This window comes from Sphingomonas sp., assembly GCF_025362505.1.
In the GTDB taxonomy this organism is placed as follows: Bacteria; Pseudomonadota; Alphaproteobacteria; order Sphingomonadales; family Sphingomonadaceae; genus Sphingomicrobium.
The window spans coordinates 1-12567 of the sequence record NZ_JANYGG010000113.1 but is presented as its reverse complement, the minus strand read 5'-3'; the positions used below and the strand labels follow the sequence as shown (position 1 = coordinate 12567).

The following is a 12567-nucleotide window of genomic DNA, read 5'->3' as shown; positions in this document are numbered from 1 at the left end:
GTCACCGGCAAGGCGCAGAAGTTCGAAATGCGTCGCCTGATGGAGGCCGGGCAATCGGCGGTCGGCGCTCCTCCGCCCGGCTGATAATCGCTAAAGTTCGATCCCTTCCGCGATCGCCTCGAGCTTGCGCACGCGCTCCTTGAGGTCGGCGATCTCGATCCGCCCGCCGGTCGGGGCGAGCCCGCTTTCCCCCCTTCGGCTGGCAAGCTCAAGCCGCTTGAGGTCGAGCCAGCCTTTCCAGCCGTTGAGCAACGCTACCGCTGCAATCGCCAGCGTGACGATGACACTCGCGCCCATCAGCGCGACCGAGACGGGGTCGGTCATCACTGGTCCTCCCGCAACGCTTCGATCTCCCGCGCCAGCGCGTCGTTGGGCTTGGCGAGATGATCGTCGATCGCCATCATCCGGCGGTCGGTGGCATCGAGCTCGGTGCGCAGCGCGTGAACCGTCGGGCGCACCTTGCCGATGTCGGCCATGCGGTCGAACTCGCTGCGCCGTTCGCCACCCAGGGTGCGCTCGGCATCGCGCTTCTTGAAGTGCAACCACAATCCACTCGCGACGTAAGCAATCAGCGCGAATTTGAAGCTCACCACCAGCGCGAAGGCAACAAAGCCGATGCGCAGGATGGTCGGGTCGACGTTGAACACGTCGCCAAGGGTCGAGCAGACGCCGGCGACTTTCTTCTCGCGGCGGTTCCATGAATAGTTTTTCATCCGGTCTTCCCCTTTAGATACGCGCCGCGCGGGCGGCTTTGAGTTGTTCGAGCGCGGCGTCGACTTTCTCGCTGCTGCGCAATCCAGCGATTTCCTGCTCGAGGCTTTTCGGCCCGCTCATCCCGAGCGCGTCGGCGATTCCCTCGGCGAGCTCGGCGCGCCGCTCGAGCTGTTCGAAGCGCGCGAACGCGTCCTCGGCGCGGCTGCCGTGCAGTACCTCGCCGACCCGGGCGCGAGCAACCGCGCTCTCGATCCGGCTGGCGATCGACGCCTGGCGGGCACGCGCTTCGCGCAGCTTGGCCTGGAGCCGCCCGATGTCCGCCTCATAGCCCTTGAGCACGTCGTTCAGCCCGGCGATCTCGGCGCGCAGTCCGTCGGCCATGTCGGCCGCCTGCTGCCGCTCGGTGAGCGCGGCGCGGGCGAGGTCGTCGCGGCCCTTCGAGAGCGCGAGCTCGGCCTTGTCGGTCCAGTTCGCCTCGATCTTTTCGAGCCGCATCAGCGAGCGGCCCATTTCCTTCACGTCGGCGATGGTCCGCGCCGCGGTGGCGCGGACCTCGACCAAAGTCTCTTCCATCTCGACGATGATCACCCGGATCATCCGTGCCGGATCTTCGGCCCGGTCGAGCAACTCGGTCATATTGGCCGCGATGATGTCGCGCGCCCGGCTGAATACCGGACCCGACAGGAAACCGGCGAGCGGCGCGAAACGGGTTGTCGCCCGGTCCTCAACCGGCGCATCGAGGGGCGGCGCCATGCGCGCTGTCCGCGCCGTCGCCATCGCCTCGATCGGCTCCAGCTCCAGGTCAGGCATAGGTCACGGTGATGAACGAGCGGGCCGAAGCTGCGCCCGAACCGACGCCGGGTCCAACCGCGGCGCCAACCGCTATCGTGCTCATCAGCAGAGCCGCGGCAAATACCGCAAACTGGCGCTGGAAAATCCGTGCAGACATTTCGAAACTCCCTTTTTTGGCGGGGGCGATCAAAAGCCATCCGCTAATCAGGGATATACAAGAGCCGTGCCAATCCCGTTTTTGCGCCAAAAAATTGAAAGGACGTTCGCCGGAATGCGGCCCGTGCGGGATTTTCCGCCACCATTTGGCAGGTCTCGCCAGCTTATCCCGAGCGACTCGTTGCCAGCGCTTCGCTTCACACTGCCTGGGGGCAGCCTTCGCCAGAAAGACGAGGGCTAGCTGTCGCTGGCGGGATCAGTGACCGGCGCTTCCACGCCGCCGGCGTCGTCGAAGAACGGCTCGACCGTCCCCTTGAGCTTCAACGTCATCGGATTGCCGTTGCGGTCGCGGCTGCGGCCAGCGGCGACCTTGATCCAGCCTTCGGACAGGCAATATTCCTCGACATTGGTCTTTTCGGACCCGTTGAAATTGATGCGGACCCCCTTCTGCAGCAGGTCGCCGTCGTAATGCGGGCTACGTGGGTCTAGCGAAAGGCGGTCGGGAAAGACTGGTGTATCGGACATCACTGAGCCCTAACGCTCCGCCCCCGCGACGGTCAATTGCCTTGGGTTAGCAATCGCTCCGCACTTCGCCGATTTGGGCTTTTCGACGAACGGCGGCAGCCATCCAATTGCCAACCCATTGCCTTCCCGCCAATCACGCCTGAATAATTTTTGCCAGGACCCTGACATGCGCCATTCTCTCGCCCTGCTCACTGCGGCGTCGCTGCTCGCCGCGAGCACCGCCTTCGCCCAGGCCCCCATCGCCCCGGTTCCCCCGCCCCCGCCTCAACCCGGCGCCGCCGAGCCGATGACCCAGGCCAAACCCGCCAACATCGCCGCCTCCCCTACTGCCGCCCCGGCAAGCCCTACCAAGTCGGACAAGTGGGACGTCGCCGCCCGCCATGGTCCCGGCCACGACGCCGTCATCGACACCCGCGAGGGCACGTGGATGAGCCTCGACGTGTCGCCCGACGGCCGCGAGGTCGCGTTCGACCTGCTTGGCGACATCTATTCCGTGCCGATCACCGGCGGCGAGGCGCATGCCCTGACTTCGGGCGGCGCGTGGGACATGCAGCCGCGCTACTCCCCCAACGGGCGCGAGATCGCCTTCACCTCGGACCGTGGCGGCGGCGACAATATCTGGGCGATGGGCCGCGACGGATCGGCCCCACGCGCGATCACCAGGGAGAAATTCCGCACCCTCAACCAGGCCGATTGGGCGCCCGACGGCAATTTCATCGTCGCCCGCAAGCATTTCACTTCGTCGCGGTCGTTGGGCGCGGGCGAGATGTGGCTCTACCACCGCATCGGCGGCGGCGACGGCGTGCAGATGACCAAGGCCCGCACCAAGCAAAAGGACACCAACGAGCCCGCCTTCTCGCCCGACGGCCGCTACCTCTATTTTTCCGACGACGCGACGCCTGGCGGGACGTTCGAATATTCGAAGGACGTCAACGGCCAGATCTACGTCATCCAGCGGCTCGACCGGCAGACCGGCGAGATCGACAGCTTCGTCACCGGCCCCGGCGGCGCGATCCGTCCGACCCCCTCGCCCGACGGCAAGTCGTTGGCCTTCATCCGCCGCATTCGCTACAAGTCGACGCTCATGTTGATGGACTTGGCGTCCGGCCGCATCACCCCGCTAACCGACACGCTCGACCGCGACATGCAGGAAACCTGGGCGGTGCAGGGCGTCTACCCCGGCATCAGCTGGACCCCCGACAATCGCTCGATCGTCTACTGGGCTGGCGGCACGCTCCACCGCATCGACGTCGCCACGAAGGCGATCGCCGACATCCCGTTCCACGTCGCCGGCACCCGCTTCGTCGAAGACGCCCCGCGCCAGCAGAAGGAGGTCGCCCCCGACCGCTTCGACGTCAAGATGGTCCGCTTCGCCCACACCAGCCCCGACGGCCGTCGCATCGTCTACGAAGCGCTCGGCCACATGTGGATCCGCGACGTGGCGAGCGGAACCTCCCGCCGCCTGACCCGCGCGACCGAATTCGAATCCTACCCGACCTTCTCACGCGATGGCCGCCAGATCGCCTATGTCAGCTGGGACGACGACCAGGCCGGCCGCGTCAAGATCGTCCCCGCGAGCGGTAGCGAAGGCCGCAGCGTCACCACCCAGCCCGGCCATTACACCGCGCCCGCCTTCTCCCCCGACGGCGCGACCATCGCCTATCGCAAGGGCAGCGACGGCTATCTCACTACCCCGTTATGGGGACGCGACCCCGGCCTCTATGTCGTGCCGGCGCGCGGCGGGACCCCGAAGAAGGTCAGCAAGTCGGGCAGCCAGCCCCAGTTCGGCGCGACCAATGACCGCCTGTTCTTCATCGACGACGGTGACGAGGACAAGCATCTCCTGAAGTCGATCGGCCTCGACGGCTCGAATCCCCAGACTCATCTGGTCTCCGCCAACGCCTCCAGCTTCGCGCTCTCCCCCGATGAGCAATATGTCGCCTGGACCGAACGCTACCAGGCCTACGTCATGCCGTTCACCCGCACCGGCCGCTCGGTCGACGTCGCGCCGGATGGCACCGCGCTGCCCCAGACGCGCGTCTCGACCGATGCCGGCGATTGGCTCCACTGGTCGGGCAACGGCCGCACTCTCTACTGGAGCCAGGGCCCCGACCTGTTCGCCCGCACCCTGTCCGGTGCCGGCGAGTTCGAGGGCGGTAAGCCGAAACCGGCCCCGATCTTCGCCCACTTGGGCTTCACCGCCGACGCCGCCAAGCCCGCCGGCACCCTCGCCCTGACCGGCGCCCGCATCGTCACGATGCGCGGTGACGAGGTGATCGACAACGGCACCATCGTCATCGTCCGCGACCGCATCGCCGCGATCGGCCCGGCCGGCGCGGTCGCCATCCCGACCGGTGCCCGCCGCGTCGATGTTTCGGGCAAGACGATCATCCCCGGGCTGATCGACGCCCACTGGCACGGCCCTCACGGTGCCGACCAGATCATCCCCCAGCAGAACTGGGTCTACAACGCCGCGCTCGCCTATGGCGTGACGACCGTCCATGACCCGTCGACCGACACCCACGAGGTGTTCGCCTCATCCGAAATGCAGCGCGCCGGGCTCATCACCGGCCCGCGTGTCTACTCGACCGGAACGATTCTCTATGGCGCGACGACTCCCGTCACTGCGGAGATCAACAGTCTTGACGACGCGCTGACCCACCTTCGCCGCCTGCGCGCCTCGGGTGCCTGGTCGGTCAAGAGCTATAACCAGCCGCGCCGCGAACAGCGCCAGATGATCATCGAAGCGGCCCGCCAGCTCGGCATGGAAGTCGTCCCCGAAGGCGGCTCGCTGTTCCAGATGGACATGACGATGATCGCCGACGGCCACACCACGATCGAACATTCGCTCCCCGTCGCGAACATCTACGACGACGTCCTCCAATTTTGGAAAGGCTCGGGCACAGCCTGGACCCCCACTCTCGTCGTCGCCTACGGGGGCGCGTTTGGCGAGAATTACTGGTACCAGCGTTCGCCGGTGTGGGCCGAGCCGATCCTCTCGAAATGGGTCCCGCGCCCGATCCTCGACGCCCGCGCCCGCCGCCCGGTGATGAACCCGCCCGAGGAGGACAACGTCCTCAACGCCGCGCGCCAGGCCAAGCAGGTCAGCGACCTCGGCATCCCCGTCTCGATCGGCGCTCACGGCCAGCGCGAGGGGCTCGGCGCCCACTGGGACATGTGGATGTTCAAGCTCGGCGGCATGTCGAACATGGAGGCGCTGCGCACCGGCACGATCAACCCCGCCCGCGCGCTCGGCCTCGACCGCGACCTCGGCAGCCTCGAGCCGGGCAAGCTTGCCGACCTCGTCATCCTCGACGCCAACCCGCTCGAGAACATCCGCAACTCCGACAAGGTCACGATGACGATGATCGGCGGCCACCTGCTCGACTCCAACCTCGACGACACCGCCACCCCCACCCGCAAGCGCCGCCCGCTGTGGTTCGAGACTGGCGCCGGCGGCAACTACAGCGAAGGCGCGACGATCGGCGTGCCGCAAGAGGATTGAGCGACGGCAAACGTGGCCCCGTTTCAATTGAAACTGGTCGCTTCAATCCGCGGCGGGAACCATCTATGGGGTCATTCACTGATGAGTGCCGCCGGCCCTCCGGATGGCGTGGAAGGATGAGGATGAGCGACACCGACGAGCGCCCGAATCGCCCGGCGCTTGCACTGCACGTGCCCGAGCCGAGCTATCGGCCCGGCGACGCGCCCGATTTCTCGAATGTTGTGGTCCAGCGCGCTGGCGAGGCGCCTCGGCCCGACGTCGCCGCGCCCGCCGGCGACACCCACCCGCTGACCACCCAACTCGTCCGCGTGCTCGACGACGATGGGCGCGCGGTCGGACCGTGGGACCCGCGCCTGTCGCCCGACACGCTTCGCCAGATGCTTCGCCAGATGAAGACCGTCCGGGTGTTCGACGACCGCATGTATCGCGCCCAGCGGCAGGGCAAGACCAGCTTCTACATGAAGTGCACCGGCGAGGAGGCGATCGCCGTCGCCGCAACCCACGCGCTCGACCGCGACGACATGCACTTCCCGACCTATCGCCAGCAAGGCATCCTGATCACGCGCGGCTATCCGCTCGAAACAATGATGTGCCAGATCTACTCCAACGCCGCCGATCCGCTCCACGGCCGCCAGCTGCCGATCATGTATTCCGACCGCGCGCACGGCTTCTTCTCGATTTCGGGCAATCTCGGAACCCAATATCCGCAGGCCGTCGGCTGGGCGATGGCAAGCGCAATCAAGGGCGACAGCCGCATCGCGATGGGCTGGATCGGGGAGGGCGCGACGGCAGAAGGCGACTTCCACTCCGCGCTCACCTTCGCCTCGGTCTACCAGGCCCCGGTCGTCCTCGCGGTCGTCAACAACCAGTGGGCGATCTCGAGCTTCTCGGGGATCGCCGGGGCTGAGCAGGCCACCTTCGCCGCGCGCGCCGTTGGTTATGGCATCGCCGGGCTTCGCGTCGACGGCAATGATGCGCTCGCGGTGTTCGCCGCCACCCGCTGGGCCGCCGACCGCGCCCGCTTGAACAAGGGCCCGACGCTGATCGAGTATTTCACCTACCGTGCCGAGGGCCATTCGACCTCCGACGACCCGACCGGTTACCGTCCTGCGGGCGAGGCCGGTGCATGGCCGCTCGGCGACCCGATCGCGCGGCTCAAGGCCCACCTCGTCACCTTGAGCGAATGGGACGACGACCGCGACACCGGCCAAGACAAGGAAATCGACAAGGAAGTCCGCGCCGCGCAGAAAGCCGCCGAGACCAACGGCGTCCTGCCGCAACAAGGCTTTGACCGCATCGGCTCGATGTTCGAGGATGTCTTCGCCGACACTCCGTGGCATTTACGGGAGCAGCGCGAACAGGCGCTCGCCGAAGCACGCGAATTTCTCGGACACGAACCTTCATGACGACTCGCAACATGATCCAGGCAATCAACGACGCCCACCGCGTGATGATGGCCCGCGACCCGGACATCGTCGTGTTCGGCGAGGACGCGGGCTATTTCGGTGGAGTCTTCCGCGTCACCGAAGGCCTCCAAAAGGAATTCGGCAAGACTCGCTGTTTCGACACGCCGATCAGCGAGGGCGGGATCATCGGCACGGCGGTTGGCATGGCCGCCTATGGCCTCAAGCCGGTCGTCGAGATCCAGTTCGCCGACTATATCTACCCCGGCTACGACCAGATCGTCAGCGAGCTCGCCCGGATGCGCTATCGCACCGCCGGCGAATGGACAATGCCGGTCGTGATCCGCTCGCCTTATGGTGGCGGCATCTTCGGCGGCCAGACCCACAGTCAGAGCCCCGAGGCCTTGTTCACCCACATCGCCGGGATGAAGACCGTCATCCCCTCGACCCCCTACGACGCCAAGGGCCTCCTGATCGCCGCGATCGAGGATCCCGATCCGGTCGTCTTCTTCGAACCCAAGCGGATTTATAACGGCCCGTTCGACGGCCACCACGACCGTCCGGTCACGCCGTGGGCGAAGCACCCCGCGAGCGAGGTTCCCGACGGTCATTATGTGGTCCCGCTCGGCAAGGCGAACATCGTCCGTGCCGGCGAAGCGGTCACCATCCTCGCCTATGGCACGATGGTCCATGTCGCGCTCGCCGCGGCCGAGGAGAATGACATCGACGCCGAAGTCATCGACCTGCGCACGCTCGTGCCGCTCGACCTCGACACCATCGCCGCCTCGGTCGAGAAAACCGGCCGTTGCCTCATCACGCAGGAGGCCACCCGCACCTCCGGTTTCGGTGCCGAACTGAGCGCGCTGGTCCAGGAACGCTGCTTCTATTGTCTCGAAGCCCCGATCGTCCGCGTCGCGGGGTGGGACACGCCCTATCCGCACGCCTATGAATGGGTTTATTTCCCGGGGCCCCTGCGCATGAAGAACGCCCTCAAGAAAGTGATGGAATCCTAGATGGCCCGCTTCATCTTCAAGCTCCCCGACATCGGCGAAGGCATCGCCGAGGCCGAGATCGTCGCGTGGCACGTCAAATTGGGCGACCGCGTCGAGGAGGACCAGCAGCTTGCCGACATGATGACCGACAAGGCGACGGTCGAGATGGAAAGCCCCGTCGCCGGCACTGTCGTCGCGCTGGCCGGTGAAGTTGGTGACCAGGTCGCGATCGGCGCCTCGCTGGTCGAAATCGAGACCGATGCGGCGGTCGCTGCGATCGAGAGCAAGGACGAACAACCGCTCGGCGACGGTGCGGTCCACGCCAGCCCGGCGATGGAGCAAGCCCTTCCGGTCAGCGCCACGGAGCAACCAAAACCGTTTATCCCGAGCAAAGTCGAGGGACCTCGCCCCGAGCCGAGTGTTTCGACTTCGCTCGACACGAACGGGAATGACGGGACCGCTCCTGCTTCCCCCAAGACCCTCGCCTCCCCCGCCGTCCGCCAGCGGGCGCGCGACCTCGGCATCGACTTGGCTGCGGTCAAAACCACCGCCGACCGCATCCGTCACGCCGATCTCGACGCGTATTTGCTCTACAACGGCGGCACCGTCTCCGGCTCAGCCCCGAAACGTCCCGACGAAACCACCAAGGTCGTCGGCCTCCGCCGCAAGATTGCCGAGAATATGGCGGAGTCCAAACGGCGCATCCCCCACTTCACGCTGGTCGAGGAGTTCGACGTCACCGACCTCGAAGCCACCCGCGCGATGATGAACCGCGACCGCGGCGATCAGCCCAAGCTTACCCTCCTGCCCTTCCTCATCACCGCGATGGGGAGAGCGATCGCCGACTGGCCGATGCTTAACGCGACGTTCGACGACGACAATATGATGCTCACCCGTCACGGCGCGATGCACCTTGGCATGGCGACCCAGACCCCCGGCGGGCTGATGGTCCCGGTCATTCGCGACGCTCAGACGAAATCGGTGTGGCAGTTGGCGCGCGACATCGGTCACCTGGCCAACGCCGCCAAAACCGGTAAGGCGACCCGCGACGAGCTCACTGGATCGACCATCACTTTGTCGAGCCTCGGCCCGATGGGCGGGATCACTTCGACCCCGGTCATCAACCGCCCCGAAGTCGCGATCATCGCGGTCAACAAGGTGCAGTTGCTCCCGGCCATCGTCGATGGCGAGATCGAGGCACGCAAACGCATGAACCTCTCGCTCAGCTGCGACCACCGCGTCGTCGACGGGTGGGACGCGGCGAGTTTCCTGCAGGCGATGAAGGCCCTGATTGAAAACCCGATCCGCCTGCTCTCGGCCTAGCCCTCCTCCAAAAGAGGCACGCGTATCGCGCGATCAATCGCCCTCGGTCTCGGCGTCAATCTTGGCGAGGAGCGCGCGTGATGCTCGCGAATAGCGCTTGGCGAGCCCAGCGTGGCTGTCGTGGACTCGCGGATCATTGGCGCGGATTGCCGCGACGACTTCCTTGTCCGCCCGGCGGAGCAGATATTCGACCTCATCGAAGTCCTCGCGCGACGCGTTCATTCTCGGGTCCACCGGCCTCAGACTGATCATCTAAATTCTCCGCTTCCTGTTGCGACGTCTGGCTGTGGCCTGCTGAATCCTCCATGAAGCAGGGTGTCGCCAGTCGAATGCGGCGCCCCGCCCTGTTCAGGCGGCGAGCCGCCCCACCTCGTCGAGCCCGTTGGCGATCGCCACTTCGCGCTGCGTCGACGCCGCCCATGACCCCGCCTGATTTGGCTTCGACGCCAAAGCCGCGACAGAAATATTGCATCCGTTTCGGATCTAAAAATTCTCTGTTAACCATCGTTATTCTAGGCATGATCTCCCGCGGGGAAGTGATTGTGGACGAAGAGGGTCAGGCCAGGATCGATCGCATGCAGGCGCAAATTCGCGCTGAGAGCATCGCCGTGTCGCCATTTGCGGCCCGTGCCGCTGACCCGGCCCCGCGCCCCTCGATCCGCCGCGACCCACCCCCGCTCGACCCGGCGCTGGTCCCGACCGACGATCCGCTCAGGCTGCGTCTCGCTGAAGAACTCGAATATGCCCGCCGTCTGATCGAGGCGCTTGGCGACACATTGTGCAGCGACCCCCTTCTCGTCACCCGCCACGCCGTGCCGCTCCAGTCGATCGACGTCGTCGGCCAGATGCTCGGGCACCTCGCCACGGTGACCCGCTCCTCGCTCCCCGAACGCGCCGTCGACCGCATCGGCATGAGCGACCTGCGCGCACGCCTGACCCGCCGCTCGGTCATCTGAAGCTTCCTTGTCCGACAAGGGCTGACAGCGTCGCTCGGCGGGCCTAGGGCGACCCCGAACACATTTGTTTCAGGGAGCGACTTATGGCGACGACGGCACGCGGCTGGGGCACCAAGGCGGCGGACGCACCGCTTGAACCGATGAGCGTCGAGCGCCGCGACTTGCGTGCCAACGACGTCGCCATCGCGATCACCCACGCGGGCATCTGCCACTCCGACCTCCACACCTGTCGCAACGACTGGCACAACAGCCGCTATCCCGCCGTGCCGGGTCACGAGATCGTCGGCACGGTCACCGCCGTCGGCCCCGACGTCACCAAGCACCGGGTTGGCGACACCGTCGCGGTCGGCTGCATGGTCGACAGCTGCATGGAATGCGACCAGTGCACGGAAGGCTGGGAAGTCTTCTGCGAACAGGGCAACGTCGGCACTTACAATGGCATCGACAAGCATGACGGCACCGTCACCATGGGCGGCTACACCGACCATGTCGTCGTCCGCGACCACTTCGTCTGCAAGGTGCCCGCCGGCATGGACGTTACCCGCGTCGCGCCGCTGCTGTGCGCCGGGATCACCACCTACTCGCCGCTTCGCCAATATGGCGTGGGCGAAGGCTCGAAAGTCGCCGTCGTCGGTCTTGGCGGCCTTGGCCACATGGGGGTCAAGCTAGCCGCCGCGATGGGCGCGCACGTCACCATGATTACGACCACCGCGAGCAAGGGTAATGACGCACGCGAACTTGGCGCGCACGACGTCATCCTGTCGACCGATGCCGCACAGATGAAGGCCGCGTTCAAGCGCTTCGACTTCATCCTCAACACCATCCCGGTGAAGCACGACATCACGCCTTACCTCCAGTTGCTCGGCCGCAGCGGACGGATGGTGTTGGTCGGAATGATCGACATGATGCCGGAATTCCACAGCTTCAACCTCCTCTCGATGAACCGCGCGGTCGGCGGATCGGCGATTGGCGGAATCCCCGAGACCCAGGAAATGCTCAATTTCTGCGCCGAAAAGGGCATTTATCCGGACTGTGAGATGATCCGCATGGACCAGGTCAACGAGGCCTATGAGCGACTGCTCAAGAATGATGTTCGCTATCGCTTCGTGATCGACATGGCTACGATGGGCGATACCGCCTGAGCAGAGGGCCCGTATCATGAGTGAAGCCGTCGTCCCCGTGCCTGCCGGCTTCGGCGCCCGCATCGGTCCCGCCGAACTCGCCGCGCTTAATTCCGCCTTCGCCGCCGATCCGGACGCCTTCTGGCTGGCGATGGCCAAGCGGCTCGACTGGGTGCGCGAACCGACCCGCGCCGGCGACTGGTCGTTTGCCGCCGACGACTTCCACATTCGTTGGTACGAGGACGGCCAGCTCAATCTGTCCGTGAACTGCCTTGACCGCCACCTCGCCGACAAAGCCGACAAGACCGCGCTGATATTCGAGGCCGACGAGCCCGGCGAAGGCCGCCCCCTCACCTACCGCGAGCTGTACGAAGAAACCTGCAAGTTCGCCAACGCGCTCAAGTCGCGCGGCATCAAGCGCGGCGACCGCGTCATGATCTACATGCCGATGATCCCCGAGGCGGCGGCGGCGATGCTCGCCTGCGCCCGGATTGGCGCGGTCCATTCGGTTTGCTTCGGTGGCTTTTCTCCTGAAAGCCTCGCCGACCGCATCCGCGATTGTAGTGCGACCGCGGTCATCACCGCCGACGAGGGACGTCGCGGCGGCAAGTCGATCCCCCTGAAATCCAACGTCGACAAGGCGCTCGAACTCAGCCCCGTCGACACCGTCATCGTCGTGGCGCGCACCGGCGCCGCTGTGCCGATGGTCAAGGACCGGGATCTTGCGTGGGCTACCCTCCGCGACACGCTCCCCGCCGACTGCCCGCCCGAACCGATGAACGCCGAGGATCCGCTCTTCATCCTCTACACCTCGGGCTCGACCGGCAAACCCAAGGGCGTCGTCCACACCACCGGCGGCTACGCCACCTGGGCCGCGACTACCTTCGACTGGATCTTCGGAGCCCGCGAAGACGACATCTTCTGGTGCACCGCCGACGTCGGCTGGATCACCGGGCACAGCTACACCATCTACGGCCCGCTGCTGTGTGGCGCAACCAGCGTGATGTTCGACGGCGTCCCCAACTACCCCGACCACGGCCGCCTGTGGGAGACGATCGACCGCCTTGGAGTGACCATCCT

13 protein-coding genes are annotated in these 12567 nt (G+C 65.9%); 7 read left to right on the top strand and 6 right to left on the bottom strand.

Annotated features, from left to right (window positions below):
• Positions 1 to 90: 90 nt before the first annotated feature.
• The 5 genes from Q0R27_RS11005 to Q0R27_RS10985 all read right to left on the bottom strand — a co-directional run bounded on the left by Q0R27_RS11005 (position 91) and on the right by Q0R27_RS10985 (position 2187).
• Positions 91 to 324 carry a hypothetical protein gene (locus Q0R27_RS11005; RefSeq protein ID WP_293944563.1) on the bottom strand — a complete coding sequence of 78 codons (234 nt, stop codon included), beginning with the start codon at positions 322 to 324 and terminating at the stop codon, positions 91 to 93.
• Entirely contained in the window at positions 324 to 713 is a 390-nt protein-coding gene (locus tag Q0R27_RS11000) for a PspC domain-containing protein (RefSeq protein WP_293944561.1), read from the bottom strand. The genes Q0R27_RS11005 and Q0R27_RS11000 overlap by 1 nt, the downstream gene beginning before the upstream one ends.
• 13 nt (positions 714 to 726) lie before the next feature.
• Entirely contained in the window at positions 727 to 1350 is a 624-nt protein-coding gene (locus Q0R27_RS10995) for a PspA/IM30 family protein (protein ID WP_293944619.1), read from the bottom strand.
• A gap of 166 nt (positions 1351 to 1516) precedes the next feature.
• Entirely contained in the window at positions 1517 to 1696 is a 180-nt protein-coding gene (locus tag Q0R27_RS10990; RefSeq protein WP_293944497.1) for a hypothetical protein, read from the bottom strand.
• Between the two features lie 203 nt (positions 1697 to 1899).
• Positions 1900 to 2187, bottom strand: a complete 288-nt coding sequence (locus tag Q0R27_RS10985; RefSeq protein ID WP_293944495.1) for a DUF3297 family protein — start codon at positions 2185 to 2187, stop codon at positions 1900 to 1902.
• Positions 2188 to 2353: 166 nt separating this feature from the next.
• Between Q0R27_RS10985 and Q0R27_RS10980 the strand changes: the two genes are divergently transcribed.
• The 4 genes from Q0R27_RS10980 to Q0R27_RS10965 all read left to right on the top strand — a co-directional run bounded on the left by Q0R27_RS10980 (position 2354) and on the right by Q0R27_RS10965 (position 9410).
• On the top strand, positions 2354 to 5692 hold the full coding sequence (locus Q0R27_RS10980; protein WP_293944493.1) for an amidohydrolase family protein: 3339 nt from the start codon (positions 2354 to 2356) through the stop codon (positions 5690 to 5692).
• Positions 5693 to 5814: 122 nt separating this feature from the next.
• Positions 5815 to 7098: a thiamine pyrophosphate-dependent enzyme gene (locus tag Q0R27_RS10975; RefSeq protein WP_293944491.1), complete on the top strand. Its 1284-nt coding sequence runs from the start codon at positions 5815 to 5817 to the stop codon at positions 7096 to 7098.
• Positions 7095 to 8108 carry an alpha-ketoacid dehydrogenase subunit beta gene (locus tag Q0R27_RS10970; protein WP_293944489.1) on the top strand — a complete coding sequence of 338 codons (1014 nt, stop codon included), beginning with the start codon at positions 7095 to 7097 and terminating at the stop codon, positions 8106 to 8108. Before Q0R27_RS10975 ends, Q0R27_RS10970 begins: the two co-directional genes overlap by 4 nt.
• On the top strand, positions 8109 to 9410 hold the full coding sequence (locus Q0R27_RS10965) for a dihydrolipoamide acetyltransferase family protein (RefSeq protein WP_293944487.1): 1302 nt from the start codon (positions 8109 to 8111) through the stop codon (positions 9408 to 9410).
• A gap of 33 nt (positions 9411 to 9443) precedes the next feature.
• Here Q0R27_RS10965 and Q0R27_RS10960 read toward each other — a convergent pair whose 3' ends face one another.
• Positions 9444 to 9632: a hypothetical protein gene (locus Q0R27_RS10960; protein WP_293944485.1), complete on the bottom strand. Its 189-nt coding sequence runs from the start codon at positions 9630 to 9632 to the stop codon at positions 9444 to 9446.
• A gap of 353 nt (positions 9633 to 9985) precedes the next feature.
• Between Q0R27_RS10960 and Q0R27_RS10955 the strand changes: the two genes are divergently transcribed.
• The 3 genes from Q0R27_RS10955 to Q0R27_RS10945 all read left to right on the top strand — a co-directional run.
• Entirely contained in the window at positions 9986 to 10366 is a 381-nt protein-coding gene (locus tag Q0R27_RS10955; RefSeq protein ID WP_293944484.1) for a hypothetical protein, read from the top strand.
• 83 nt (positions 10367 to 10449) lie between these two features.
• Positions 10450 to 11508: an NAD(P)-dependent alcohol dehydrogenase gene (locus Q0R27_RS10950; RefSeq protein WP_293944482.1), complete on the top strand. Its 1059-nt coding sequence runs from the start codon at positions 10450 to 10452 to the stop codon at positions 11506 to 11508.
• Between the two features lie 16 nt (positions 11509 to 11524).
• Positions 11525 to 12567: AMP-binding protein (locus Q0R27_RS10945; protein ID WP_293944480.1), on the top strand; the 1043-nt coding region annotated here is incomplete at its 3' end.